We start from the raw sequence: 26,165 nt of genomic DNA, 5'->3' as shown, positions 1-26,165 counted from the left end.
GCCGAGACATCTCGGCTTTTTTATTGCTTAGCGTTTCTTTTGCTTCATTGATATATTTTTCTTTTGCTTCTTTGTTTTGCTTCTTTGTTTTACCTAGTGAAACAAAGGTTGCTGTGATGGTGCATCGTCTGGCATTTCAGCATGCACTGCCTCGCCTGAGCGATCTGGGAATAAAGGTGCACCACAGTCATCACAAAGCTCTGGATCAAACAGCATTGCATGTCGGAATACATCCTCTACTCCTGCGTCATGCAAGGCATCACAAATCTTCTTAATGGGACTCTCATCATCTGACAGGTCGTTTAAAGCGTCGTTTGCCACGCTTTCTCTGTCATACAGTGGCCAGATCACCCCATACATTACATCGGATGAACCTTTTACACTGAACGATATTCGATACTCATCTGCCTGCTCTTCTCCAAAGGCGCCGACCACACAAGATAGGCCGGCTGGCAGTATCCCGAAAGTGCTCTCTAAAAAATTGACTGCTGCGCGAATACTTAAAGGTCGGACATGCTTATCAGCCAAACGGCAGTTTGTGAAATACGCCTCTGGTAAGAGCAGCTCAAACTCACAACCAGGGAGTAGAGATGCAATTGGCTCTTGCATGGCAGTTTGCCAACCAATCAAGCTCACACCGCGCTCTTGGCGAGCCGGTGGCTCTGCCTGCCAGCGGAAAATTGGAGAGCCACTCGGTGCACTTAAGGCAGCAATAATGAAGCGTGGGTCTGCCAATACGGCAATGGTTTCCGACATATCGCGCAGCTCTAGCTTGGCGTCTTTTCCAGAGATCGCAGCAGTTGCCAATGCTTCAGTCAGTATGCGCGTTTGACAATGCGAATGCGGCATTTGATCAATGCTGTAAAGCCATGGAACGATGGCTATGCGCGCATCCGTTGAAGCGATGGCGCTTTGTAAAGCCTGAGCAGTTGACTCAATGATATTGACAGGCAATGGGCCGGATGGAATCTGATAACGAGTATGAGCAACGATAGGCATTGCTAGTAACAGCACATCCCACTCCCGTCCTTCATGCTCAACCTTCAATGACTCAGCCAATGTTTCCGCAATATCGGCAAGCACTTCAAAGGCTACCGTATTAATACGAAAGGTTTGATCTAGAGCGGCATCAATCACGTTTTGATTTTGACTTTTGAGCAAGCGCATTAAGCGCACGTTCAGACGTTCTTCCCAAAAGCGATCCTCGATGTGACTGCCAGATGCGGCCAAAGAAATAGCGTCAGCTACCATCTTCTCCACTTCTGGAGAATTCCGTTGCGATGCTTTAGTGCGATGCACGGCCATTATTTTCTTTCTGCCCTTCTAAATACAGGCTTATCTACTTTTGATTCAGCGGCATAGTACTTGTAACCATCTAAATTAAAGCCCTTTAAATCAGCGGGATCAGTAATGCGATTCTCAACCACATAGCGAGCCATCAAGCCGCGGGCTCGTTTGGCATAAAAAGAAATAATCTTGTACTTGCCATCCTTAGCATCCTGAAACACCGGGGAAATGACCTGGCAATCCAATTCTTTAGGTTGGAGTACCTTGAAATACTCTTCTGAAGCCAGGTTCAGCAGGACTGGCTTCTTTTGCTTTTCTAGAACCTTCTTGATGGAATCGGTTACGCGACTCCCCCAAAATGCATAAAGATCCTTACCTCTGGCGTTTTTGAATGAGGTGCCCATTTCTAAGCGATAAGGCTGCATCAAATCCAGAGGCTTGAGCGCACCATAAAGGCCGGACAAAATTCGGATGTGATCTTGGGCAAACTCTACCGCTTTGGCATTCAGCGTTTTAACGTCAAAACCATCATAGACATCCCCATCAAAGGCATAGATCGCCGGCTTACTGTTTTCTTCTGTGAATTTCTTGGACCAATCCCGATAGCGACCGACATTCAGAATGGCCAGCTGATCGGATAAACCCATCAATTTGGCAATGTCTTGCGGTGCTAGCTTCTTAAGATCGGCAATGAGTTTGGCTGATTCTGAGACAAACTCGGGCAAGGTAGGTGCCTTGACCTTGGCGGGGGTCTTGTAATCCAAGGATTTAGCAGGTGAAAGAACGATCAGCATGGCACAATTTGTTAATGTATTTTTACCATTCTAGCGACTACCGGATATATCCGCATTAAAAGACCGATCACCGCCCCCACCCTCATGAACCCGCTAGAGACCCCCTCTTTTCCAAGTCGCCTCCCAAAGGTCGGGACCACGATCTTTACAGTAATGTCTGCCCTTGCTGCAGAGCATCAGGCGATTAATCTTGGGCAAGGTTTTCCGGACTTTCCATGCGACAGAAAACTCATTGCTGATGTGAATGCCGCCATGTTGGCAGATCACAATCAATACCCCCCTATGGCTGGAGTTGCAGAACTTCGTCATGGCATTAGTCAGAAGATCAGCAGTTTATATAGCCACCACTACGATGCTGAGACTGAAATCACGATTACTGCGGGTGGTACACAGGCCATATTTACAGCCATACTGTCTTGCGTTGGTCCTGGCGATGAAGTCATCATCATCGAACCCGCCTTTGACTGCTACCGACCTGCAATAGATTTAGCTGGAGGTAAAACGATTGCCATTTCATTGCAGGTCGTACGTGATGAATCAGGACAAGTAGCTTCGTATCAAATTCCATGGGGTGTATTAGCAAATGCTATCAACCCTAAAACGCGACTCATTTTAATTAACACTCCGCATAATCCGACTGGCATGGTGTGGGATAAATCAGATCTTGATCACCTAGCAGCTTTAGTTCGCGATACTTCCGCCTTAATTTTGAGTGATGAAGTCTATGAACATATGGTCTATGACGGAGCCCAGCACTATAGCATCGCCTCTCATCCAGAGCTTGCAGCTAGGAGCTTTCTGGTCTCTAGCTTTGGCAAGACTTATCACGTCACCGGTTGGAAGGTAGGTTATGTGGCCGCACCGCCATTATTAACAAAAGAGTTCCGCAAGGTACATCAATTTAATGTATTTGCCGTTAATACCCCTATGCAATATGGCTTAGCCACTTATCTTGCAGATGAAAAACATTATTTAAATCTTTCCGCCTTTTATCAAGCTAAGCGAGATTTCTTTAGGGCTGGGTTAAGTAAAACCAGATTTAAATTGCTTCCTAGCCCCGGTAGTTATTTTCAATGCGCTGATTACTCCGCGCTAGGCATCCCTCAAGCTAAATTGAATGAGGCTGATTTTTGCAAATGGCTCACCAGTGAAGTTGGGGTAGCCGCCATTCCAGTTTCTGCTTTTTATGAACAACCCACCGAGTCTGGCGTCATTCGTTTTTGTTTTGCAAAACAAGAGCAAACTCTCGCCAATGCGTTACAGCGCTTACAAAATTTATAGAGGAAAAAATGGCAACCCCAAAATCGAATCAGGTGATTGATGTCTATAGTTGGCCAACCCCAAATGGCCACAAAGTTCATATCATGCTTGAGGAATGCGGCTACCGCCTAGGTCGCGACTGGATTGCTCATCCGATTGATATTGGTGCTGGAGATCAATTTGCGCCTGAGTTCCTCAAGATTAGCCCTAACAATAAGATTCCAGCAATCGTTGATCCTAATGGGCCGGACGGAAAACCAATCAATGTATTTGAGTCTGGCGCCATCCTTCTCTATTTAGCCGGCAAGACTGGCAAATTCTTGCCCCAAAGCACCCGCGGTAAGTACGAGGTGCTGCAATGGCTGATGTTCCAAATGGGTGGTCTTGGCCCCATGCTTGGGCAAAACCACCACTTCAGACTCTACGCACCTGAGAAAATTGAATATGCCATTAATCGCTACACCAATGAAGCCAAACGCATCTATGGAGTATTGGATGGTCAACTGAAAGATAATCCTTATATTGCAGGCAAAACTTATTCCATTGCTGATATTGCGATTTATCCATGGACTCGTAATTGGAAAAATCAAGGCATTGAAATCAATGATTACCCGCATTTCAAAAAATGGTTTGAAAAGATTGGGGCACGACCAGCAGTGAAGCGTGGTTGTGAAGTATTAACCGCATTACGCAAACCCTTGCACGATGACAAGGCTAGAGAGCAGTTATTTGGTTCCACCCAGTATCAAAAGAGGAAATAAGATGAGTATTCAATCTGTAGGCGTCATTGGTGCAGGCACTATGGGCAATGGGATTGCACAAGTATGTGCAGTGGCCGGTCTGGATGTCGTGATGGTTGATATTAATGAGGCAGCAGTGCAACGTGGACTTGAGCAAATCAGCAAGAGTTTGGATCGTCTTGTCAAAAAAGAAACGTTGACTGTTGAAGCAAAGGAAGCTGCTCTCAAACGTATTAAAGGAAGTACTTCTTATACTGACTTCAAAGGCTTGGGATTAGTGATTGAAGCTGCAACCGAGAACCAAGCAATTAAAGAAAAGATTCTCAAGCAAGTAGACGAGGTCGTGAGCAAAGACACCATCATTGCCACCAACACCTCCTCCCTATCGATTACCAAACTAGCGGCACTTGACTCAAACCCTGCCCGCTTTATTGGCATGCACTTTTTCAACCCGCCACCCTTAATGGCTTTAGTGGAAGTCATCCGTGGCTTGCAGACTAGTGACGCTACCCACGCTGCCATTATTGACATGGCTAAGCGTGTTGGCAAAGAGCCGATTACTGTTAAAAATTCACCTGGCTTTGTGGTGAATCGCATTTTGCTACCCATGATTAATGAGGCTTTCTTTGTTTTATCGGAAGGTCTTGCTAGCCCAGAAGATATTGATGCTGGCATGAAGTTAGGCTGCAATCAACCGATTGGCCCACTAGCCTTAGCAGATCTCATTGGATTAGATACATGCTTAGCGGTAATGGAAGTGTATTTTGAAAACTTCAGCGATTCCAAATACCGCCCTTGCCCACTACTTCGTGAAATGGTTGCCGCTGGATATCTCGGTCGCAAAACAGGTCGCGGCGTATACACCTACGATAAATAATTTCATTCACAACTCCTTAACCTAGACATCCCCATCGTGAACCCCATCCCACCTTTAGTTCGCAAACTTGGCTATGCCGGTCTTATTCCATTTATTGGGCTAGCCCTCATGGTGCAATTAGCGCCAACACCCGTGAATTATTTAAGCGCTGAATCTTTAGCGGGTTATGGTGCCGTGATTACTTCCTTTATGGGGGCTTTGCATTGGGGTGCCAATTTACATCTTCTAGGTAAGGCACCCGCTGGTGATCGCTGGGAAGACCGTAATGCATGGATCTGGGGTGTCATCCCCGCTTTAGTGGCTTGGTTAGCCCTTCATATTTATATTCCAGTAGGCTTACTGATTTTGGCTTCCACTCTAATCATTCAGCGCAATATTGATCAGAACACCTATCAATATTATTTTGCTGATGAAGCCGCCCGCTCTGCTTTTATGACCATGCGCAATCGCTTGACCTATGTTGCAGCAGCCTGCCTCACTTGGGCATCCTTAGTTATTCTCTTTATTCAAGCCTGATGCAATGAGCAGTCTTTTTGATAGCGCGCCGCCTCCACCCTTAGCAGAGGCACTGCGCCCAAAAACGATTGAAGAAGTCATTGGACAAACGCATTTATTAGCAAGCGGTAAGCCACTCAATCTAGCATTTGCCTCCGGCAAGCCTCACTCGATGATTTTGTGGGGGCCTCCGGGCGTTGGCAAGACTACGCTAGCGCGTCTCTCCGCCAAAGCATTTGATCGTGAGTTCATTGCGATCTCTGCAGTCCTAGCGGGCGTTAAAGAAATCCGGGAATCCATTGAGCAAGCCCAACAAAATATGGCTCAGTACGGCAAGCAAACGATTTTATTTGTTGACGAGATCCATCGCTTCAATAAAAGCCAGCAAGATGCCCTGCTACCCCATGTGGAGTCTGGTTTATTCACCTTTATTGGTGCCACTACCGAGAACCCATCATTTGAAGTGAACTCTGCACTTCTGTCGCGTGCTCAAGTCTATGTCTTGAAATCACTCACTCCCGAGGAGCTGAAATTACTCTTTGATCGAGCCCATCAGCATGCGATGCCCGATGTGCAATTTGAATCAACAGCAATCGATACCCTGATTTCTAACGCTGATGGTGATGCACGACGCCTTCTCAATTTAGTTGAACAAGTGCGCAATGCGGTCCTCACACCAAATGCGGAAGTAAAAATCGTTGATCAGAAATTTATAGAGAATGCACTTAGCGCTCAAGCGCGGCGTTTTGATAAAGGTGGTGATCACTTTTACGATCAAATCTCTGCTCTACACAAATCCGTTCGCGGATCCAACCCCGATGCGGCCTTGTATTGGTTTTGCCGCATGCTAGATGGCGGCGCCGATCCCCGTTACTTAGCCAGACGCATTATTCGGATGGCATGGGAAGATATTGGCCTGGCAGATCCAAGAGCAATGCAATTGGCTAACGATGCAGCGCAGACCTATGAAAGACTGGGATCTCCTGAGGGTGAGTTGGCTCTTGGGCAAGCAGTGGTTTATCTTGCAGTTGCCTCTAAGAGCAATGCAAGCTACAACGCTTTTAATGCTGCTCGCGCTTATGTAGCAAACGATCAATCCAAACCCGTTCCGAATCATTTGCGCAACGCACCTACCAAACTGATGAAAGAGCTTGGACATGGAAAAGAATATCGCTACGCCCATGATGAGCCGCATGGCTATGCCGCCGGTGAAACGTATCTTCCAGAAGGCATGAAGGAGCCCCATTGGTACGAGCCAGTGGAGCGTGGCCTAGAGTCACAGATCAAAGAAAAGCTAGCGTTCTTAAAAAAGCTCGATGAAGAGCATAAGAAGAAATAAGGCGATATGAGTACAAAGATTTCGGCTACTTTTTATTACGACATTGTTTCGCCGTTTGCTTATCTGTATATCAAGCAAAGACAGCGTCTTGAAAGCAAGCTAGAGATTAAGCCTGTTCCTATTCTGCTGGGTGGCCTGCTCAGAGCTTCTGAAAATAAGGGTCCAGGAGAAGTTGCAGCAAAACGCCCGCACACCTATCAATTTTGCGTGTGGCAGGCGGAGAAGTTAGGCATTCCTTTTCGCTTTCCAGAGCATCACCCTTTTATGACAGTTGCCGCCCAACGCCTTTTGGTTGAACAAAATGCCGATTGGATGATGGTTGAGCGCGCTTTTGATTATGTTTGGGTGGAAGGTAAGGATCCCAATCTATCTTGGCCAGAATTTTGTAGCTACTTAGGACTTCCCTCAGATGCACCTAAACCTGAAAATCCAGAAGTGAAGGCAAAGCTGATCGCTAATACCAATCAAGCAAAAGCCGATGGCGCCTTTGGAGTGCCGGCCCTGATAGTGAATCAACATTGCTTTTGGGGTGTTGACACTATTGACTGGACACTGGATTACCTTGCAAGACCTGGCATGTTTGATGAGGCTTCCTATGCTTATGCCGGAAATGTTCCTAATGGTCTAGGCTAATAAATCATTTAACCCTCCGGCGGTCTTGGGCAATACAATCAAATACAAGCTATTTTTATCTTATTTAAGGAGTTCTTATGCGTAAGCTATTTGCCGCCCTTGTTGTTGCTGTTTCTTGTTTTACTAGTCAAGCAGCATTTGCAGGCCCTAAGGTTGAATTTAAAACTACGATGGGTAACTTCGTTGTTGAATTAGATGATGTGAAAGCACCCAAGAGCACTGCTAACTTTTTGAACTACGTCAAGAGCGGTTTCTATAACGGCACCATCTTTCATCGTGTGATTGATGGCTTCATGATTCAAGGTGGCGGGTTTACGTCGGACTTGAATCAAAAGCCAACTGATTCCCCAGTAGTTTCTGAAGCGCAAAATGGCTTGAAGAATAATGTTTACACGATTGCGATGGCTCGCACTTCAGACCCTGATTCTGCAACTTCGCAGTTCTTTATTAACGTGAAAGACAATGCGGCGCTCGACTACCCTAATGCGATGGGTAATGGCTATACCGTGTTTGGCAAAGTGATCTCTGGCACACAAACCATAGATGCCATTCGTAAAGTACCAACCATGGTTGCTCCAGCCCCACGCATGGGCAGAATGTCTGATGTTCCTACTAAGACTGTCATCATCGAATCTGCAACGATTCTGAAGTAAGTAGAAATTACCAGGTAAGCCGCGATGATTTTGCTCGATGATGCGCAAAGCACCGCGGCCTTACCCACCAGTCGCCAATATGAAAACGCGCTGCACTACTGGTGCGTTCTTCCGAGCGGCGATCATGCTGTAGATTTAGCCGCTACACAGCAGTGTCTTACTGAAATATCTGCCGCGCTTGCTAAGGGCGAATTTATTGTTGCTGCCTTTGCTTACGAGTTAGGTAGGCAAATTCATCATCTTCCAGAGCGAGTCAATCACTCAGATCATCACCATCCGCTCATTGAAGCCTGGTCTTTTGCAGAATTCAAAAAACTGTCCAAGCAGGATGTCGATCGCTGCATTGCTCAAAAACTAGCCTTATTAGATCCCTCTCAAGCAAGTGCTGGAGTCATAGATGCTCAGGAATCCTTGAATGAGGGGCAATTTAATGCCGATATTGCAGCGATACAGGAATATATTCGCAGCGGTGATAGCTACCAGATTAATCACACCTATCGAATCACAGGCAATACTTATGGCGCTCCGCTCGCCTTATATAGCCGCTTAAGGGATCGCCAGCCTGGGCGTTTTGGCGCTTATATCGAGCATGATGGCAACTTTTTACTGTCGCAATCGCCTGAACTATTTATTGCGCGAGATGGTGGCACTATCAAAGCGATGCCAATGAAGGGTACTGCAAGTGCCCTATCTACTGTTGCGAGCGCCTTATCAGATGATCCAAAGAATCAAGCTGAGAATGTCATGATTGTGGACTTGCTACGTAATGATCTCAGTCGCATCTCTCTTCCGGGCACGGTACTAGTGCCCAATCTATTTGAAGTTGCAAGACACGGTGATGTATTGCAAATGACTTCTACCGTGCAAGGTCAGATCAAACCTGAGATTTCTTTATTCGATATTTTTGAAGCGGTATTTCCATGTGGCTCTGTTACAGGAGCTCCAAAAAAACGCAGCATGGAAATTATTCAAGGACTGGAACCCGAAGATCGAGGCTATTATTGCGGCGCCTTAGGCTGGCTTGACCCCAATGGCAACTTTGCCTTTAGTGTGCCGATCCGTACGGTGGAAATCAGTCAAGATCCCGACTCTCATGAATCAAGCTTCACCCTAGGGGTTGGCGCCGGAGTCACTAATGACTCAGATGCAGGCCAAGAATGGCAAGAGTGTCGCATTAAATCAGCGTTTCTGATGGATCTGCCAAGCGCTACCGGTTTATTTGAAACCATTGCGGTTCGGAATGGCGAACCCCAGAGATTGCATACTCATTTAAATCGCCTATCTTTATCCGCAATAGCCTTAAGAATGTCCTTCCAACTTGAGACTGCCCAGCATTTGATTTTGAGTACTTGTGCATCACTTGATAAAAAATTGTTATACCGATTAAGGCTTGATCTCTCAACTACTGGTGAGCTATTAGTTACAACTGCTGCGATGGATTTGATCAATGAACCCGTCAAAATATTCTGGGCAAAAAATATTCTGCCGGGTGATACAACGATGTTTTCTGGAGACGCTTTACTGCGTCATAAAATCAGCAATCGATCTCTCTATGACCAAGCTTGGCAAGAAGCTGTGAAGCTAGGTGGATTTGACGCTCTGTTTATCAATGAACAAGGCTTCGTTACTGAGGGCGGAAGGACTAGCATTTTTGTCAAACCTCACGGCAGTTATGAATGGCTTACACCGCCAGTGTCCGCTGGCCTTTTACCTGGGGTAATGCGTGCCGCCCTGCTTGCAGACCCCACCTTGAATGCCCGTGAAGCTAACCTGACTATTAATGATGTTTCAATGGCAGATGAGATTATGCTTAGCAATGCACTACGCGGCGCCATCAAGGCCCATTTTTAGAAAGTCAGTATGAAGTATTGCTCTAACTGCGCATCTGTATTAACTATCAAGATTCCAGTGGATGACTCTCGTGAGCGTCATGTCTGTGAAGCGTGTGGCAGCATTCATTATCAAAATCCTCGCAACGTAGTTGGAAGTATTCCGGTATACGGCAAGCAAGTTCTCTTATGTCGTCGTGCGATTGAACCTCGTCATGGCTTTTGGACTTTGCCTGCGGGCTTTATGGAGTTAGGTGAAAGCACAAGCCACGGAGCTGCGCGTGAGACTCTAGAAGAAGCTGGCGCTGCAGTAAAAATTGGGCCGCTCTATTCCTTGCTTAATGTGCCCCATGCAGAACAGGTGCACCTATTCTATTTAGCCACGATGGCCAATCCAGAATTTTCTGCTGGTGAAGAAAGTCTTGAAGTAGCCCTTTTCCATGAGCATGAGATTCCATGGGATGAACTGGCCTTTCCCACTGTTAAGCAGACCCTTGAATGGTTCTTTGCAGACCGCGCTGCTGGCAACTTAGATGCTGGTAAGGAATTTCATGTGCGCAGTCGTGATGTCTTGCCATCCGAACGAATTTGAGTCGACATGGGTCAGATAGCTTGGCTAGGGCCCAATGACCCTTTCCCAAATCCACTGCTTGAGGCGGATCCTGATCCCAGTGTTCCTGGGCTCATTGCCGTCAGTGAGCAGATATACCCCGGTCAACTAGCTCGCGCCTACCAACAAGGTATTTTTCCCTGGTACTCGGATAACCAACCTATTCTCTGGTGGTCGCCTGATCCTAGAATGGTGTTAAAGCCCAGCGCCTTTAAATGCAGTGAATCTTTGCAAAAGAATATTCGACTCTTTTGTCAAAGCACACAATCTCAGATATTAGTAGATGCCGATTTTGGTGCAGTCATACGCTCCTGTGCCACGAGCACTCGCAAAGATCAGGATGGCACTTGGATTACCCATGAAATCATTGATGCCTACACCGCACTTCACGAAGCAGGCAATGCTCACAGTATTGCCGTAATCGAAGATGGCCAGCTTACTGGCGGACTCTATTGCGTTGCCTTTGGAGGAATGGTATTTGGTGAATCCATGTTCAGCCGTAAGACGAATGCATCAAAAATCGCCTTAGCAGCCCTGAGTGCATGGTGCCTGATGAATGAAGTCCAGATGATCGACTGCCAGCAAGAAACGGCTCACCTATTGTCCTTAGGCGCCACCCCAATATCCAGGCAGGTCTTTTTAGAGCAACTGCAAATATCCTTAAATCAAACTAAGATTGAGAAATCCTGGACTTTTGACAAAGCAATCTTGCATCACTGGTTATGACTCAGCTTAAAGAACTACCCCTAACCACCCTGCAGTTCTATGCAACTGCTCCCTATGCTTGTAGCTACCTGCCCAATAAAACAGCTCGCTCACAAGTAGCTACACCATCGCATCTGATTCATGCGGATGTGTATAACGATTTACTCAACGCAGGCTTTCGACGTAGTGGTTTGTATACCTATCGACCATATTGCGACGAATGCAAGGCCTGTATTTCCACCCGTATCTTGGTAAATCAATTTACGCCCTCTCGCAGCCAGCGCCGCGCCCAGAAAAAACACTCTGATCTTCAGGCCTCCGTCCTCAATCTAGGTTACCAAGAGGAACATTACCAACTCTATCAACGCTATCAAACTGAGCGACACGCAGGTGGTGATATGGATAGCGATGATCAAGATCAATATATGCAGTTCTTATTACAAAGCCGAGTGAACTCCCGTATTGTGGAGTTTCGGGATGGTCCGCATGACCCGCACCCCGGTCGATTACGTATGGTGAGCATGATCGATATTCTGGAACAGGGAATCTCTTCTGTTTATACCTTTTACGACACTACAAGCTCTGTGGCCAGTTATGGCAGCTATAGCATTCTGTGGCAAATTGAACAAGCTCGCATATTGGGTTTGCCTTACCTTTACCTTGGCTACTACATCAAGGAAAGCGACAAGATGTCGTATAAGGTGAAATATCAACCTATGGAAGGTTTGATTGACGATCACTGGCAAGAGCTCCCTGAGTCATAATATCTATCCATGATCGATCGTTACTCCCTCCTCCGCCCCTGGCTGTTTTCTATAGACCCAGAAAAGGCACACAACCTCACCTTAAGCAATATGGACCGTGCGCAGCGCTGGGGTTTATTGGAGCGTTTAGTAAGCAAGCCGATTAACGATCCGCAGACACTCTGTGGCATTGATTTTCCTAATCCAGTTGGATTAGCAGCAGGCTTAGATAAAGATGGCAAGCATATCGATGCACTCGCTGCATTGGGATTTGGATTTTTAGAAATCGGCACAGTCACGCCACGGCCACAACCGGGTAATCCTAAGCCACGCATGTTTCGTTTACCGCAAGCTCAGGGCATTATTAATCGCATGGGCTTTAATAACGATGGCGTTGATGCCTGCGTTGCCAGAGTGCGTCGCTCTCAGTTTTGGCAAAGTGGTGGTGTACTTGGTTTAAATATTGGCAAGAACGCCAGCACCCCAATTGAAGAAGCTTCTCGAGATTACATCCTGGCGATGGAAGCCGTTTATGAAATCTCTACCTATATCACCGTCAACATTTCTTCTCCGAATACCAAAAATCTACGCGCCTTACAAGGTGAAGAAATGCTCCGCGAATTATTGGGAAGTCTTGATGAAGCCAGAAAGCGCTTAAGCGATCGTTATGGCATACGCAAACCACTCTTTTTGAAAATTGCACCCGATCTAGATCATGGCGACATTCATCTCATTGCCGATCTCCTGATCGAGTTTGGCATTGATGCTGTCATCGCTACCAATACAACCATCTCTCGAGATGCAGTCAAGGGAATGGAGTTTGGTGAAGAGGCTGGTGGCTTATCTGGCGCGCCCGTGCGTAATGCTTCTAATATTGTCATCAAAGCTTTAAAAGCGAGATTGGGTGATCAATTACCCATCATCGGTGTGGGCGGCATCATGAGTGGCGCAGATGCCCGTGAAAAGATCATGACAGGCGCAAGCTTAGTACAACTCTATAGCGGCCTGATTTATCGAGGCCCTGACTTAGTCAATGAGTGTGCCACTGCTTTAAGACAATCGTAAAAGAGCCTTAATCCCCTGATTCCCTATAAAACGGGACATTTTCAGCAGATGCTTTTGTAAAATAGGATTTCATAATATGCAATTTCGTACGAAATCGCTACAATGAGGCCTATGAACACCAGCAAGACCATCAAAACTCCTAAATCTGCCGGCGAGGTTGGCAAGACAGCCATCCAAGTAGTGGAGCGCATGATGAATTTGCTAGACGCTCTTGCTGAGCAAGAAGAATCCAGCAGCCTGAAGAATCTCGCAGAGACAACTGGTCTGCACCCTTCTACCGCCCACCGAATTTTGAATGACCTCGTTGCTTGCCGATTGGTTGAGCGTGGCGACGGCGGTACCTATCGCCTTGGCTTAAAACTTTTAGAGCTGGGTAATTTAGTGAAGGCGCGCTTATCCGTTCGTGAGGCTGCGCAACTACCGATGCGTACCCTGCATAAGCTCACTGGTGAAACCGTTAACCTATCAGTGCGTCAAGGCGATGAAATTGTCTACGTTGATCGCGCTTATAGTGAACGCTCAGGCATGCAGGTAGTTCGTGCCATTGGTGGTCGCGCCCCCTTGCATCTCACCTCGGTTGGCAAACTCTTCCTCGCAAGCGACGATCCCGGACAAGTACGCGCCTATGTCACTCGTACAGGTTTGTCTGGACATACTCGTAACAGTATTACCGAATTGGGCAAACTCGAAGCTGAACTCAATCACGTGCGTAAAGTGGGTAGCGCTCGCGATGACGAAGAACTAGAGTTGGGTGTGAGCTGTTTAGCCGCAGCCATTTTGGATGACACTGGAAAATTGGTTGCCGGCTTATCTTTAAGCGCCCCAACGGATCGTATACAAGCAGATTGGCTCCGCGCCCTACAAGAGACTGCTCTACAGATATCCAAAGGCATGGGTTTTAAACCCAAGTCTGCCGAGCCAGGCTCAGCAGCTTAATTCATTAGTTACATCAAGCGACGAATGGGTTGCGCGCCCGATGGCATGCGCTCATACCAATCGCGCACCCGCACTGCATCGGCAAAACGGGATTGCGTTCCTACAGAATCCAAAAAGACCAATAGTAATGGCGTGTTGTTTACTCTTGCCTGCATGACCAAACATCGACCTGCAGCATTAATGAAGCCCGTCTTCTGCAGTCCGATATCCATATCCCCGGAACGTACCAAACGGTTTGTGTTCAAAAACTTTTGCGGGCGATTGGCGATCACCATAGTTAAATCTGGCCAGGTTGAGAACTCACGAATAGTTTTGTACTGATAGGCAGCATTGAGCATGCGTGTGAGATCTTCTGCTGAAGCAACATTCTCACTAGTCAGTCCAGTGGGATCCTCAAAGTGAGAGTGCTCCATGCCGAGATCTTTTGCCTTACGGTTCATAGCAGCAACAAATGCAGGTAAGCCGCCAGGATAATTTCTGGCTAGGGTATATGCGGCGCGGTTCTCAGAGGACATCAAAGCCAAATGCAGCGCATCTTCTCGGGTAAGTGAAGTGCCTTCAGCCAAACGAGAGTGCCGATAAATATGCGCGTCTTCAGCATTAATGACAATAACATCATCCATTGGCAATTTTGCATCGAGTGTCACCATGGCCGTCATGAGTTTAGTAATGGAGGCAATGGGCAAGCTGACAGAAGGATTCTTCTCGTAATAGACTTCCTTCGTATCTTGATTAACCACCATCACTACAGTAGATTTAAGATTGAGCTCATCGCGCTGACCACGCAAACCTAATGCAGTAGCTAATGATGGAGGTCCTGCAACTACGGGTGCAGATGATCTAGTAACAGTGACGCGGACGGTCTTGGCTCTTTTGGGTGACTTAGTCACCACTTTTGTTGACTTTGCTTGCTTCTGCTTATCTTTTGTTGCGGCCTGAACAGGTGCGTTACCCAGCACTCCCAGTGAAAAGAGCAATGCAATGACTAGGGGCCAAAATCGATTCAAACGCATCCCAAAATACCTTCCAAAACTTTCAACATACGGAATGATAATTAATTTCCTGAGACAAAGCGGTTTTATTCGCCCCAATCCAGGTAATTTATTCCACTAAATGAATGCCCTACTCGGCAATCGTCGCTAATGTATTGGTCTGTCGGGCATTTACTAGCACCACGCCAGTCATCGTCAAACACAAACCTACCGCCATCAGCAATGTAAATGGCTCATCAAATAAGAGCCAAGCCATTGCAGCAGTAGTTGGTGGCACTAAATAAAGAAAGCTGGTGACTTTAGTGGCAGCGCCCTTACGAATCATCATAAATAGCAAACTAATCGATCCAATTGACAGGGGGAAGATGGCCCATAGTAAGGCGCCAATAACAGATGGGTTCCAAACCATCACGCCAGACTCAAAGAAATACATACAAAAGAAGCACAGTACTGCCGATACTCCAAACTGAATGGAGGATCCAGCACGTAGATCAAATACGGGGCAGAATTTCTTTTGATACAAGGTGCCAAACGTAATAGAGAGAAGTGCAATAAATGCCAAAACATAACTAACAAATGGAATGTGGTTAAAGCCAATCTTCTCAGCAACCACCAACGCAACACCTGCAAATCCGAATCCTAGACCTATCCATTGACGCGAACTCACCTTCTCAGAAATCCATGCAGCAAACCAGGCGGTAATGATGGGCTGCAAACCCACAATAATCGCCACTAGGCCTGCCGTCATTCCCAGGCGCACAGCAAACCACACGCCAAGTAAATAACCAAACTGAAGCAAGATCCCGGCAATCGCAATGTGCTTGATTTGCGACCAACTGGGCCAGGTAATTCTCCAAACCAGACTGAGCGCTGCCATGGCCGCTAGAACCCCTGCAAAACGCCAAAATAGGAAGGTAGCGGGCTCAACATATGGCATTGCCAAACGCGCAATCACAAAGCCCGTACTCCAAATGAGGACAAATATCGGTGCAATAGCGTTATCAAGCGAAAGCTTCATGGGTAACTTACTGAAAATATTGAGATTTTTTACTGAATCCCCAATTTTAGGCTCTTTTCTCATTTGGGCTATTCATCTACGTGGCGCACCACTCATGCTGCAGCGCAACATTTATGCCATACGATGGTGCAAAGAGAGTACATTAGGAAAAGCCAAAGATCAAAATACAGAAAGTTAAACGGAAAGAGATACAGATGAACTTAACTCCAGAACAAATTGCAGCAGCACAAAAGGCAAACTTAGAGACCTTGAGTGGCTTAACCAATCAGGCATTGCAAAGTATTGAAAAGTTAGTGGAGCTCAATATGCATATTGCCAAACAAAGCTTAAGCGATAGTATGAATAGCGCTAAGAAAGCACTGGAAGTAAAAGACATTCAACAACTGCTAGCCCATCAAGCAGAAGCAGTTCAACCGATGGCAGAAAAAATTATGGCTTACAGCCGTCATTTATATGAGTTGGCACATGAGACTCAAAACAGTTTCACAGAATCCGCTGAAAAAGAATTCCAAGCTGGCCAGAAGAAAATCAACTCTTTAGTAGAAGGGTGGACAAAAAATGCGCCAACAGGATCAGATGCAGCTGTGCAAGCAATGAAGCAAGCTATCGCTTCTGCAAATAATGTATTTGAAACTAGTCAAAAAGCAGTTAAACATGCAGTTGAAGTTGCGCAAACTAACCTTAGCAGCGCAACTGAAACAGTTTTAAAGACTACAGATAAAGCCAGCAAAGCGACGAAGAAGAAATAATTGTTAGCGAGTGTCTTGACTGCAAAAGCCCCGATTGCTCGGGGCTTTTTCTTGTAGGTTAGATGGCTTGATTTATTCTTTACCAAAACTTACCTTACTCAGCGCACTTTTATACCAATTTCTTCGAATGACTAAAAGCCTTAATAAAGAGGAGTTACTATCCCTCGCCAAGTCTTTTGACGCTAAAGATAAATGTCCTGACTGCTTGTCGCTGAGCTGTGAAGGCTGGGAAAGCGTCCCTGGCGGTTTCATGACAAATGCTCTGGAGTGCGTTGGAACCCTGAGAGTCGAAGATGCTCCGGAATGCTGGGAGGAAGATCTCCCAAAGGGGATGACTATCTGGTCTAAGGATGCCCCTATTTCAACCCCCTTTCATCCATACAATAAATCTGACGTATACGAATGCAAGCATTGTGGAGCGAAATACCTTCGATATACAGAATGCGGGGGCTACTATGTAGATGAGCGTATTCGCGAGCTCACTACCAAACTGATTTCATAGCATCCGTCTTCGTGCATGCTGAAATGCAAAAGCCCCGATTCCTCGGGGCTTTTTCTTTTGCACCTTATGTGCCGCTTAAGATTTCTTTTTCACCGGCGGCAAATCAGTGCAATGGCCGTGGGCTGCTTCAGCCGCAAGACCTACCGATTCACCTAGCGTTGGATGTGGATGAATCGTTTTGCCGATATCCACTGCATCAGCACCCATCTCAATAGCCAAACACACCTCACCGATTAAATCGCCAGCGTGTGTTCCTACAATGCCGCCACCAATAATGCGATGGGTTGTAGCATCAAAAATGAGTTTTGTGAAACCTTCATCACGTCCATTAGCGATAGCGCGCCCACTAGCCGCCCATGGGAATAAGCCTTTCTCATAAGCTATTCCCTGAGCCTTACACTGCTCTTCTGTCAAACCAGCCCAAGCCACTTCAGGATCGGTATAGGCAACAGATGGAATTTGCTTCGCATCGAAGTAGGATTTTTCTCCAGCAGCAGCTTCCGCAGCAACGTGACCTTCATGCACCGCCTTATGTGCCAACATCGGTTGACCAACTAAGTCACCAATTGCAAAAATATTAGAGACATTGGTGCGCATTTGTTTATCGACAGGAATAAAGCCGCGTTCATCTACCTGCACACCTGCTTTACCGGCATCAATCTTTTTGCCATTCGGAGTACGTCCTACTGCAACCAATACCAAGTCATAAGTTTGTGGTTCAGCTGGTGCATTCTCACCTTCAAAAGAAACTTGAATTCCGTCAGGCTTAACTTCTGCCTTAGCGGCACGTGTCTTGAGCATGATTTTCTCAAAACGTCCGGCATTAAACTTCTCCCAGACTTTTTCTAAATCACGGTCAGCACCGGCCATTAAGCCATCCATCATCTCAGCGATATCAATGCGTGAGCCTAGTGTGCTGTAAACAGTAGCCATCTCTAGACCAATAATGCCGCCACCAATGACAAGCATACGTTTAGGGATGCTCTTGAGCAACAAGGCGCCTGTGCTATCGACAATGCGTGGATCTTCTGGCAAGAATGGCAGCTTCACTGGCTGGCTACCAGCAGCAATAATCGCCTTCTGAAAGCGCACTACTTCTTTTTTGCCAGTGAGATCCTGGCCAGTGCCATCAGTTAACTCAACTTCGACATGATTTGCATCTAAGAACTTACCTAGGCCGCGAACTACTTTTACTTTACGAGCCTTTGCCATACCAGCAAGACCACCAGTCAATTTAGCAATAACGGACTCTTTGTAACCGCGCAATTGATCGATCTCAATCTTCGGTGCGCCAAAAGTGATGCCGTGCTTAGCCATGGTTTTGACTTCATCCATCACTGAGGTGGTATGCAGCAATGCTTTCGATGGAATGCATCCAACGTTCAAGCAAACCCCACCCAATGTGGGATAGCGCTCTACTAAAACGGTATTCATGCCCAAGTCGGCACTACGAAACGCTGCGCTGTAACCACCAGGGCCAGCGCCGAGCACCAACACTTCACACTCATGATCTACTTTGCCGCTGTACTGCCCCGCTTTTGGAGCGGGGGCAATAGCAGCAGGCGCAGCTGGAGCTTCAGGTTTTGCTGCTGGAGCCGCCTGAGGTGCAGGCCCTGCACCACTCGCTTCAATTTCAGCAATTACAGAACCTTTACTGACTTTATCTCCAAGCTTGACTGCAATACTAGTAACAGTTCCTGCAGCGTCGGCCGGGATTTCCATGGTTGCTTTATCGGACTCAAGAACTAATAGCGGCTGCTCTTTTTCAATCACGTCACCCACTTTAACCAGCACTTCTATGACCGGTACATCTGCATAGTCACCAATATCCGGCACAAGGATCATTTGCTTAGCCATAGATCCCCCTTACAGACTAGCGCGACGGAAGTCGGCCAAGAGCTGTGCAATGTACACATTGAAGCGGGTAGCTAAAGCACCATCAATCACGCGGTGATCTGCAGAGAGGGACAGTGGGCAAATGAGGCGTGGCACAAACTGCTTACCATCCCACACTGGCTTCATAGCTGCCTTGCTCACGCCCATAATCGCCACTTCAGGAGCATTGACGATTGGGGAGAAATACGTTCCTCCGATACCACCTAGTGATGAGATCGTGAAGCTAGCGCCTTGCATTTGATCTGGCTTTAACTTGCCATCACGAGCGAGTGCCGCCAAGTCAGAAGTTTCTTTCGCCAACTCAAAGATGCCTTTCTTATCGGCATCTTTAATGACCGGTACAACCAGTCCAGTTGGAGTATCTGCGGCAAATCCAATATTGAAGTATTTCTTCAAAATCAGATCATCGCCATCCAAAGAGCTATTGAACTCTGGATATTTTTTCAATGCAGCGACTGCAGCCTTCATTAAGAAAGCCAGCATCGTAATCTTGACGCCCTTCTTCTCATTCTCTTTATTGGTGAGAACGCGGAATGCCTCTAAATCAGTGATGTCAGCATCTTCGTGATAAGTCACGGCTGGGATCATCACCCAGTTACGGCCCAAATTGGCTGCAGTAAGTTTCTTAATGCGATTGAGTGGTTGGCGCTCGATCTCACCAAACTTTGTGAAATCAACTTTCGGCCAAGGAATCAGATTTAAGCCACCTAAACTACCGCCACTGGAGGCGGCAGCAGGACTGCCTGCACCACCACTCATAGCCGCCTTCACAAATGCTTGGACGTCTTCTTGAGTAATGCGGCCTTTAGGGCCCGATCCTTTTACTTGTGTAATAGTGACACCAAGCTCACGTGCAAACTTACGCACAGATGGACTTGCATGGCTTACTGCGGCATCGACTGGCGGAGGAGTATTACTGATAGGAGGTGGTGCGGGTGCGCGCGCAATCGGAGGCTCTACCGCTTTAATTGCAGGCGCGGCTGGTGCAGCTGCAGGAGTAGACACAGGAGTCGATACGCCAGATGCCCCACCTTCCAAGATGACAACTACCGATCCTTCCGATAAGTTATCACCTACCTTTACCTTAACTTCTTTGACTATGCCTGAGTGTGAAGAAGGAACATCCATGGTGGCTTTATCAGACTCCAGCACAACGATGGATTGTTCTTTCTCAATCTTGTCACCGGCTTTAACCAAGACTTCGATCACTGGTACATCTTTATAGTCGCCGATATCCGGGACTTTGATTTCGATGGGGGATCCGCCGCTGGCAGCCGCTACTGGCGCAGGAGCGCTTGCCGCTGCTGTCGCTGGTGCAGGAGTTGTTGCTGCCGCGCCCTCTTCCAAGGTAATTACAAGGGATCCCTCAGAAAGGTTATCGCCTACTTTGACTTTGACTTCTTTCACAATGCCAGAATGTGATGAAGGAACATCCATGGTCGCTTTATCAGACTCCAGCACAACGATGGATTGTTCTTTCTCAATCTTGTCACCGGCTTTAACCAAGACTTCGATCACTGGCACATCTTTATAGTCTCCGATATCCGGGACTTTGATTTCAATTATTTGACTCATAGTATTTATCTCTTATCAAACCGTCATTGGGTTTGGTTTAGTAGTGTCGATGTTGTACTTCTTAATCGCCTCAGCCAACTTAGAGCGATCAAGCTGACCAGAGTCAACCAACGATCTCAAGGCAGTGAGAACGACCCAACGACGATCTACCTCAAAGAAGTCACGGAGTTTTTCACGGGTGTCAGAACGTCCAAAGCCATCAGTACCCAAAACTTCATAACGGCGACCCATATGCTGAATTGCTGGACGAATCTGCTCAGCAAATAGACGAACATAGTCGGTAGCTGCAACGATTGGGCCTGCAGTATCTTTCAAGCACTTCTCTACATGAGATAAGGCGGGTGCAGCAGTTGGATTCAATAGATTGCTACGGTGAACCGCAGTCCAATCACGGCCTAGCTCAGTAAAGCTTGGGCAACCCCACAAGTCAGAGGCAACACCCCAGTCTTTATGCAGGATCTCCGCAGCTTCAATCACTTCGCGGAAGATCGTTCCCGAACCTAAGAGTTGTACACGTAGTTTTGCCTTGTCGTCACCAACGGACTTGAGCTTATACATACCCTTGATGATGTCTTTCTCCGCACCCTTAGGCATTGCTGGGTGTGAATAGTTTTCATTCATCAAAGTAACGTAGTAGTAAACATCTTCCTGAACTTCCAACATACGACGCATACCATCCTGAATCACTACAGCTAATTCAAATGAGAAGGTTGGGTCATAGCTGATACAGTTTGGAACCGCACCACTCCATAGATGGCTATGGCCATCTTCGTGCTGTAAGCCTTCGCCGTTCAAGGTGGTTCTACCGGCCGTACCGCCTAGCAAGAAACCACGACTACGCATATCCCCCGCAGCCCAGGCTAAGTCACCGATACGCTGGAATCCAAACATGGAGTAGAAGATATAGAAAGGCAGCATGGGTACGCCATGGGTAGAGTAAGAAGTCGCAGCAGCGATCCAGTCACACATACCCCCGGCTTCATTAATACCTTCTTGCAGAATTTGACCTGTCTTGTCCTCTTTGTAGAACATCAATTGATCATGATCTTCTGGTGTGTAAAGTTGGCCTAATTGATTCCAGATTCCTAATTGACGGAACATGCCTTCCATACCAAAGGTACGGGACTCGTCCGGAACAATCGGCACTACCCGCTTACCCAAGACCTTATCGCGCACTACTGTATTGAGTATGCGTACAAATGCCATGGTTGTAGAAATCTCACGGCCTTCACTAGTGGCTTCAAGCAATGGAGCAAATACTTCTAAAGCAGGAACTGGCAAGCTCTCCGCTTTAGTGCGACGTTGTGGCAAGTAACCGCCCAACTCTTGACGACGCGCCTTCATGTACTCCAATTCAGGACTACCTTCGGCAAACTTGACCAAAGGCATTTCGTCCAACTCTTCATCTTTAACGGGAATCTCAAAGCGATCACGGAAGCGACGCACGTCGTCATCGTTCATCTTCTTCGCTTGGTGGGCAATGTTCATCGCCTCACCTGAACCACCCATGCCATAACCTTTAATGGTGTGGGCTAGGATCACTGTAGGTTGATTCCTGTGATTGACCGCCGCATGGAATGCTGCATAAACTTTATGGGGATCATGGCCACCACGATTCAGTTGCCAAATCTCATCATCACTCCAGTCACTTACTAAAGCCTTTAATTCTGGAGTATTGAAAACGATCTCGCGAACGTAGCTGCCGTTCTTAGACTTCATAGTCTGATACTGGCCGTCAACGATCTCGCCTAAGCGTTGCATCAGGATGCCTTTTTTGTCTCGTGCAAAGAGAGCATCCCACTGACCGCCCCACACTACCTTGATCACATTCCAGCCGGCACCGCGGAACTCGCTCTCAAGCTCTTGAATAATGCTACCGTTGCCGCGCACTGGTCCGTCAAGACGTTGCAAATTACAGTTAATTACGAAAATCAGGTTATCAAGTTTTTCACGACCGGCCATGCCAATCGCACCCAATGATTCTGGCTCATCGGTTTCGCCATCACCCAAGAATGCCCAAACCTTGCGGCCCTGCTCTTGAATAAAACCACGGTCTGTTAAGTACTTCATAAAGCGCGCTTGGTAAATCGCCATGATGGGGCCTAAGCCCATCGATACCGTTGGGAACTGCCAGAAGTCTGGCATCAACCAAGGGTGTGGGTAGCTAGAGATGCCTTTGCCACCAACTTCTTGACGGAAGTTATTGAGCTGACCCTCTTCAAGACGCCCCAACATATAAGCACGCGCATAGACGCCTGGAGCAGAGTGGCCTTGCACAAAGATTAAATCGCCACCATTCTCAGGGGACGGTGCGTGCCAGAAATGGTTGAAGCCAACGTCATACAAAGTAGCTGCAGACTGGAATGAAGAAATATGTCCGCCAACGTTCGTATCTTTATTCGCACGAAGCACCATCGCCATGGCATTCCAGCGAGTGTATGAACGAATGCGATGTTCCACATTTTGATCGCCAGGCAAACGCGCTTGATTTTCAACGGGAATCGTATTGATATATGGAGTCTCAGCATGGAATGGCTGTACCACTCCATTTACACGAGCATGAGAAATTTGTTGATCGATGAGATAGGCAGCTCTCTCGGGACCTTCGTTACGAATAACGCCATCGAGCGCCTGTAACCATTCCTGAGTCTCGCCAGGATCCGCATCCTGAGTGTTCTGTTTACCTAATACCTGGTCTGGAACTGCTGCCATCTTTTGTCTCCATTAAATAGTGCTTAATTTGTCATTAACTCTATAGGCAATATTCTAGGAAGGTATATGGGTGTAAACAAGCAATTTTCCACATAATGATAGTATTTCTCATAATGTGGTATTTTATTGCGGTGCAAATAAGAAAGCCTAATTAGTGTAGAAATCGCTTAATAGAGGCTGCTATAGGGCAAAATGTTCTTTGTTCATGAAAAAAACAGTTCTTTCCGGATTAGTCCTCAGCCCCATTAGATGGCTCCGCAAAATACGCGGATTTAGGATTGTTTACACGCCTCTTTTAGCCATTGTTCTGTTTACAGCGGTTATGGGTATTATTTTAGGGACGCTACATTTACAAGAAAAAAATCAGCAAGAGGCTGCCCTATTTAGAGAGCTCTCATTTGCCAAACAGCGCATCCAATCGCGTTTCGCTAGCAACCTTGACGCATTAACAACGATTAATCGAGAAGTGGCAGCAAGCGAAGATCAAGTTAAGCTAAGGCAAATTGCGCGCGAGCAATCAGAGGATCTTGTTTTAAATAATCATGAGATTGTCAAAATTATTTGGCTAAATAATCAAAATCAGCGGTTATGGTCAGCTCCGGCAGAAAGCAACAGATCAGATTGGATTAGCAAAACTCAAAATGATCGACTGATTAATTCTAGTCTTGCATCAACTATTGAGCTGAGCCGAGTAACTAGTCGAGCAGCCTTTAGTCAGTTTGTTTCCTTAAATCTACCGGGTGATGCACCAATCGCCACCGATAGAAAAATCGTTTTATGGCAAGTGGTACCTAATGTTGTTGGCGGAGAAGTAGTTGGCTTCTTGGCGGCACTCTATACCGCCCAGGGAATATTAGATGTCATACCCAGTGAACTGAAATCCCACTACCGCTTTACCTTGCTTACTGATAATGAAAGAGTGCTGGGCATTTCTTCTGATAGAGATACTCCCAAAAGAGCCTTTAGCAATGAGACGAGCCTAGATATTGGTGTCTTAAGCCCAAACATCAATTTACGCATCGACACCTATCCTCCACCAACCAATCTCACCTTTAGGATGTTGATTGGTGTCGTACTGGGATTGAGTGCATTCGTAGTTTGGAGTCTGTGGTCTGTACTAAAGCAGATGCAAGTTCGCCAAGAGGCTGAAGCAAGTCTGCGCAAAGAAACGAGCTTTCGTAATGCCATGGAAGACTCCACCCCCGTCGGTATTCGTGCGCATGATATGCAAAAGCGCATTACTTATGTGAATCGGGCATTTTGCGAAATGACAGGCTGGACATCAGAAGAGTTAATAGGGCTTACTCCGCCTTTTCCATTTTGGCCCGACAGTAGAAGAGATGAGCTGGTTGAGAAAATGAATCGGGCAATGAAATCCGATATCAGCGTTGTGATGAGGATTGGAATCGAAGGAGTGATCTTAAAGCGAGACGGCAGTCTAATACAAACGCGTACCTTTATTGCTCCACTCATTAATGAAAAGGGGAAACAGACTGGTTGGGTAACCTCATTAATTGATATTTCTGAGCCTAAAAAGATTCGCGAAGAATTAGCCGCATCTCAAGAACGTTTCACCACCGTTCTAGAAAGTCTAGACGCTGCTGTGTCAGTAGTCTCCCTAGAAACCAACGCCTTACTATTTGCTAATCGCTTTTATCAAGAGCGCTTTGGTGATGGCTCTCAGGGTCACTTCCAATTGGCAGGTAGTGATACTAATAACACGACGCTGCGTGATATTGCAGAGGATCTTGAAGACTCTCCTCCCGGCATTCCAACGTCATTCTTATATCAAGAATCCGAATCTGAAGAGGTTCAGTTAAGTGATGACAGCAATCAATGGTTTGAAGTTAGGCGTCGCTATATCCCATGGGTAGATGGACATCTTGCACAGTTATTGATTGCCACGGATATTACCGCTCGTAAAGAAGCAGATGATTTAGCACTTCAACAACAAGAGCGTATGCAGTTCACTAGCCGTCTGACTACGATGGGTGAAATGGCATCTTCTTTGGCCCATGAACTCAACCAACCCCTTTCAGCTATATCAAACTACTGCATGGGTGTTGCTAAGCGCTTGGATGGGCATCTTGACCCTGCACTAACTAAAGATATATTACCGGCACTAGAAAAAGCCTCTGAACAAGCCCATCGTGCTGGCACTATCATTCAGCGCATTCGAGGTTTTGTAAAACGCAGTGAGCCTCAACGTAAAGCTGCAAACATTACAGAAATTATTAATGATGCGGTTGGCTTGGTTGAAATTGAAGCCCACCGCCATCGCTTAGTCATTGCCTCGGAAATTGCTGAAAATCTGCCTGTAGTTGACCTAGATCCAGTGCTGATCCTGCAGGTTGTAGTTAACCTTCTGAAAAATGCCTTGGATAGCGTCCGCGAGGCTTACCCCCTTTCCTCCCGTTGGTCAGCGCCGCCGGTTCAGATTAGCGCTGATTTAGACACCAGCATCTTCCCGGCCATGCTCAGAATCCAGGTCACCGATGCTGGGGGTGGAATCTCGGAAAACGTCCTGGAACGCATATTTGAACCGTTTTTCAGCACGAAATCCGATGGAATGGGTATGGGGCTCAATATTTGCCGCTCCATTATTGAATCTCACCATGGCAGACTTTGGGCCACCAATGTCCAAGACTCAGAACAGACCAAGCTGGCTGGCTGCACCTTTACAATACTTCTACCACTGGAATCCCCTGGATCCAAGGCTACTGTTTAATTTCGAATTTAAAGATTTACCTCGCGA

At 46.8% G+C, this 26,165-nt stretch carries 23 protein-coding genes; 16 read left to right on the top strand and 7 right to left on the bottom strand.

Annotated features, from left to right (window positions below; genetic code table 11):
• Window positions 1–93: 93 nt before the first annotated feature.
• Both ICV90_RS04090 and yaaA read right to left on the bottom strand, forming a co-directional pair.
• The gene (locus ICV90_RS04090) at window positions 94–1,305 is read right to left on the bottom strand and encodes a DUF2863 family protein (protein WP_215359938.1); all 1,212 of its coding nucleotides are present in this window, start codon (window positions 1,303–1,305) and stop codon (window positions 94–96) included.
• A complete protein-coding gene (yaaA, locus tag ICV90_RS04085; protein WP_215359936.1) occupies window positions 1,305–2,081 on the bottom strand; it encodes a peroxide stress protein YaaA in 777 nt (258 codons plus the stop codon). The genes ICV90_RS04090 and yaaA overlap by 1 nt, the downstream gene beginning before the upstream one ends.
• 84 nt (window positions 2,082–2,165) lie before the next feature.
• Here yaaA and ICV90_RS04080 point away from each other — a divergent pair, with 84 nt between their 5' ends.
• The 13 genes from ICV90_RS04080 (at window position 2,166) to ICV90_RS04020 (ending at window position 13,966) form a co-directional block, all read left to right on the top strand.
• A complete protein-coding gene (locus ICV90_RS04080; RefSeq protein ID WP_215359934.1) occupies window positions 2,166–3,362 on the top strand; it encodes a pyridoxal phosphate-dependent aminotransferase in 1,197 nt (398 codons plus the stop codon).
• A 32-nt stretch (window positions 3,363–3,394) separates the two neighbouring features.
• On the top strand, window positions 3,395–4,102 hold the full coding sequence (locus tag ICV90_RS04075; RefSeq protein WP_215360360.1) for a glutathione binding-like protein: 708 nt from the start codon (window positions 3,395–3,397) through the stop codon (window positions 4,100–4,102).
• Window position 4,103: 1 nt separating this feature from the next.
• On the top strand, window positions 4,104–4,958 hold the full coding sequence (locus tag ICV90_RS04070) for a 3-hydroxybutyryl-CoA dehydrogenase (RefSeq protein WP_215359932.1): 855 nt from the start codon (window positions 4,104–4,106) through the stop codon (window positions 4,956–4,958).
• 36 nt (window positions 4,959–4,994) lie between these two features.
• Window positions 4,995–5,474 carry a DUF3429 domain-containing protein gene (locus ICV90_RS04065; RefSeq protein WP_251367797.1) on the top strand — a complete coding sequence of 160 codons (480 nt, stop codon included), beginning with the start codon at window positions 4,995–4,997 and terminating at the stop codon, window positions 5,472–5,474.
• Between the two features lie 4 nt (window positions 5,475–5,478).
• Window positions 5,479–6,792, top strand: coding sequence for a replication-associated recombination protein A (locus tag ICV90_RS04060; RefSeq protein ID WP_215359930.1), 1,314 nt, complete (start codon window positions 5,479–5,481; stop codon window positions 6,790–6,792).
• A gap of 6 nt (window positions 6,793–6,798) precedes the next feature.
• Window positions 6,799–7,425, top strand: coding sequence for a 2-hydroxychromene-2-carboxylate isomerase (locus ICV90_RS04055; RefSeq protein ID WP_215359928.1), 627 nt, complete (start codon window positions 6,799–6,801; stop codon window positions 7,423–7,425).
• Between the two features lie 77 nt (window positions 7,426–7,502).
• Window positions 7,503–8,078 (top strand): peptidylprolyl isomerase, encoded by a 576-nt coding sequence (locus tag ICV90_RS04050; RefSeq protein ID WP_215359926.1) that lies wholly within the window; start codon window positions 7,503–7,505, stop codon window positions 8,076–8,078.
• A 24-nt stretch (window positions 8,079–8,102) separates the two neighbouring features.
• Window positions 8,103–9,929 carry a bifunctional chorismate-binding protein/class IV aminotransferase gene (locus tag ICV90_RS04045; RefSeq protein ID WP_215359924.1) on the top strand — a complete coding sequence of 609 codons (1,827 nt, stop codon included), beginning with the start codon at window positions 8,103–8,105 and terminating at the stop codon, window positions 9,927–9,929.
• A 9-nt stretch (window positions 9,930–9,938) separates the two neighbouring features.
• A complete protein-coding gene (locus ICV90_RS04040; protein ID WP_215359922.1) occupies window positions 9,939–10,499 on the top strand; it encodes an NUDIX hydrolase in 561 nt (186 codons plus the stop codon).
• Window positions 10,500–10,505: 6 nt separating this feature from the next.
• The gene (gene aat, locus ICV90_RS04035; RefSeq protein WP_215359920.1) at window positions 10,506–11,243 is read left to right on the top strand and encodes a leucyl/phenylalanyl-tRNA--protein transferase; all 738 of its coding nucleotides are present in this window, start codon (window positions 10,506–10,508) and stop codon (window positions 11,241–11,243) included.
• On the top strand, window positions 11,240–11,986 hold the full coding sequence (locus ICV90_RS04030; RefSeq protein WP_215359918.1) for an arginyltransferase: 747 nt from the start codon (window positions 11,240–11,242) through the stop codon (window positions 11,984–11,986). Before aat ends, ICV90_RS04030 begins: the two co-directional genes overlap by 4 nt.
• A 9-nt stretch (window positions 11,987–11,995) precedes the next feature.
• Window positions 11,996–13,030: a quinone-dependent dihydroorotate dehydrogenase gene (locus ICV90_RS04025; RefSeq protein WP_215359916.1), complete on the top strand. Its 1,035-nt coding sequence runs from the start codon at window positions 11,996–11,998 to the stop codon at window positions 13,028–13,030.
• Between the two features lie 102 nt (window positions 13,031–13,132).
• On the top strand, window positions 13,133–13,966 hold the full coding sequence (locus ICV90_RS04020) for an IclR family transcriptional regulator (RefSeq protein ID WP_215359914.1): 834 nt from the start codon (window positions 13,133–13,135) through the stop codon (window positions 13,964–13,966).
• Window positions 13,967–13,974: 8 nt separating this feature from the next.
• On the opposite strand, the gene ICV90_RS04015 is transcribed toward ICV90_RS04020, so the two are convergent.
• Window positions 13,975–14,979: a serine hydrolase gene (locus ICV90_RS04015; protein WP_215359912.1), complete on the bottom strand. Its 1,005-nt coding sequence runs from the start codon at window positions 14,977–14,979 to the stop codon at window positions 13,975–13,977.
• Between the two features lie 109 nt (window positions 14,980–15,088).
• Window positions 15,089–15,976, bottom strand: a complete 888-nt coding sequence (locus ICV90_RS04010) for a DMT family transporter (RefSeq protein ID WP_215359911.1) — start codon at window positions 15,974–15,976, stop codon at window positions 15,089–15,091.
• Between the two features lie 194 nt (window positions 15,977–16,170).
• Between ICV90_RS04010 and ICV90_RS04005 the strand changes: the two genes are divergently transcribed.
• Together ICV90_RS04005 and ICV90_RS04000 are read left to right on the top strand one after the other, a co-directional pair.
• Complete coding sequence (locus tag ICV90_RS04005; protein ID WP_215359909.1) at window positions 16,171–16,725, top strand: phasin family protein; 555 nt, start codon at window positions 16,171–16,173, stop codon at window positions 16,723–16,725.
• A 127-nt stretch (window positions 16,726–16,852) separates the two neighbouring features.
• Window positions 16,853–17,227, top strand: coding sequence for a hypothetical protein (locus ICV90_RS04000; protein ID WP_215359907.1), 375 nt, complete (start codon window positions 16,853–16,855; stop codon window positions 17,225–17,227).
• Between the two features lie 75 nt (window positions 17,228–17,302).
• Here the strand turns inward: ICV90_RS04000 and lpdA are convergent, their stop codons facing one another.
• The 3 genes from lpdA to aceE are packed head-to-tail and all read right to left on the bottom strand — an operon-like array spanning window position 17,303 to window position 23,410.
• Window positions 17,303–19,084 carry a dihydrolipoyl dehydrogenase gene (gene lpdA, locus ICV90_RS03995; RefSeq protein ID WP_215359905.1) on the bottom strand — a complete coding sequence of 594 codons (1,782 nt, stop codon included), beginning with the start codon at window positions 19,082–19,084 and terminating at the stop codon, window positions 17,303–17,305.
• 9 nt (window positions 19,085–19,093) lie between these two features.
• Entirely contained in the window at window positions 19,094–20,698 is a 1,605-nt protein-coding gene (gene aceF / locus ICV90_RS03990) for a dihydrolipoyllysine-residue acetyltransferase (protein WP_215359903.1), read from the bottom strand.
• Window positions 20,699–20,713: 15 nt separating this feature from the next.
• The gene (aceE, locus tag ICV90_RS03985; protein WP_215359901.1) at window positions 20,714–23,410 is read right to left on the bottom strand and encodes a pyruvate dehydrogenase (acetyl-transferring), homodimeric type; all 2,697 of its coding nucleotides are present in this window, start codon (window positions 23,408–23,410) and stop codon (window positions 20,714–20,716) included.
• 322 nt (window positions 23,411–23,732) lie between these two features.
• Here aceE and ICV90_RS03980 point away from each other — a divergent pair, with 322 nt between their 5' ends.
• A complete protein-coding gene (locus tag ICV90_RS03980) occupies window positions 23,733–26,138 on the top strand; it encodes a PAS domain-containing sensor histidine kinase (protein WP_251367796.1) in 2,406 nt (801 codons plus the stop codon).
• Window positions 26,139–26,165 lie beyond the last annotated feature (27 nt).

This window comes from Polynucleobacter sp. JS-JIR-II-b4 (genome assembly GCF_018687815.1).
In the GTDB taxonomy this organism is placed as follows: domain Bacteria; phylum Pseudomonadota; class Gammaproteobacteria; order Burkholderiales; family Burkholderiaceae; genus Polynucleobacter.
Note: the sequence above shows the minus strand (reverse complement) of the source record. Positions and strands in the feature narration are given on the sequence as shown.

What these genes read in the sequence shown, in the direction of transcription:
- ICV90_RS03980 (WP_251367796.1), top strand. Translation starts at nt 23,733, where the DNA reads ATGGGTATTATTTTAGGGACGCTACATTTACAAGAAAAAAATCAGCAA.
- ICV90_RS04080 (WP_215359934.1), top strand. Translation starts at nt 2,166, where the DNA reads ATGAACCCGCTAGAGACCCCCTCTTTTCCAAGTCGCCTCCCAAAGGTC.
- ICV90_RS04005 (WP_215359909.1), top strand. Translation starts at nt 16,171, where the DNA reads ATGAACTTAACTCCAGAACAAATTGCAGCAGCACAAAAGGCAAACTTA.
- aceF (WP_215359903.1), bottom strand. Translation starts at nt 20,698, where the DNA reads ATGAGTCAAATAATTGAAATCAAAGTCCCGGATATCGGAGACTATAAA.
- ICV90_RS04055 (WP_215359928.1), top strand. Translation starts at nt 6,799, where the DNA reads ATGAGTACAAAGATTTCGGCTACTTTTTATTACGACATTGTTTCGCCG.
- ICV90_RS04010 (WP_215359911.1), bottom strand. Translation starts at nt 15,976, where the DNA reads ATGAAGCTTTCGCTTGATAACGCTATTGCACCGATATTTGTCCTCATT.
- ICV90_RS04090 (WP_215359938.1), bottom strand. Translation starts at nt 1,305, where the DNA reads ATGGCCGTGCATCGCACTAAAGCATCGCAACGGAATTCTCCAGAAGTG.
- ICV90_RS04000 (WP_215359907.1), top strand. Translation starts at nt 16,853, where the DNA reads ATGACTAAAAGCCTTAATAAAGAGGAGTTACTATCCCTCGCCAAGTCT.
- ICV90_RS04025 (WP_215359916.1), top strand. Translation starts at nt 11,996, where the DNA reads ATGATCGATCGTTACTCCCTCCTCCGCCCCTGGCTGTTTTCTATAGAC.
- aat (WP_215359920.1), top strand. Translation starts at nt 10,506, where the DNA reads ATGGGTCAGATAGCTTGGCTAGGGCCCAATGACCCTTTCCCAAATCCA.
- ICV90_RS04030 (WP_215359918.1), top strand. Translation starts at nt 11,240, where the DNA reads ATGACTCAGCTTAAAGAACTACCCCTAACCACCCTGCAGTTCTATGCA.
- aceE (WP_215359901.1), bottom strand. Translation starts at nt 23,410, where the DNA reads ATGGCAGCAGTTCCAGACCAGGTATTAGGTAAACAGAACACTCAGGAT.
- yaaA (WP_215359936.1), bottom strand. Translation starts at nt 2,081, where the DNA reads ATGCTGATCGTTCTTTCACCTGCTAAATCCTTGGATTACAAGACCCCC.
- ICV90_RS04060 (WP_215359930.1), top strand. Translation starts at nt 5,479, where the DNA reads ATGAGCAGTCTTTTTGATAGCGCGCCGCCTCCACCCTTAGCAGAGGCA.
- ICV90_RS04070 (WP_215359932.1), top strand. Translation starts at nt 4,104, where the DNA reads ATGAGTATTCAATCTGTAGGCGTCATTGGTGCAGGCACTATGGGCAAT.
- lpdA (WP_215359905.1), bottom strand. Translation starts at nt 19,084, where the DNA reads ATGGCTAAGCAAATGATCCTTGTGCCGGATATTGGTGACTATGCAGAT.
- ICV90_RS04015 (WP_215359912.1), bottom strand. Translation starts at nt 14,979, where the DNA reads ATGCGTTTGAATCGATTTTGGCCCCTAGTCATTGCATTGCTCTTTTCA.
- ICV90_RS04045 (WP_215359924.1), top strand. Translation starts at nt 8,103, where the DNA reads ATGATTTTGCTCGATGATGCGCAAAGCACCGCGGCCTTACCCACCAGT.
- ICV90_RS04050 (WP_215359926.1), top strand. Translation starts at nt 7,503, where the DNA reads ATGCGTAAGCTATTTGCCGCCCTTGTTGTTGCTGTTTCTTGTTTTACT.
- ICV90_RS04040 (WP_215359922.1), top strand. Translation starts at nt 9,939, where the DNA reads ATGAAGTATTGCTCTAACTGCGCATCTGTATTAACTATCAAGATTCCA.
- ICV90_RS04020 (WP_215359914.1), top strand. Translation starts at nt 13,133, where the DNA reads ATGAGGCCTATGAACACCAGCAAGACCATCAAAACTCCTAAATCTGCC.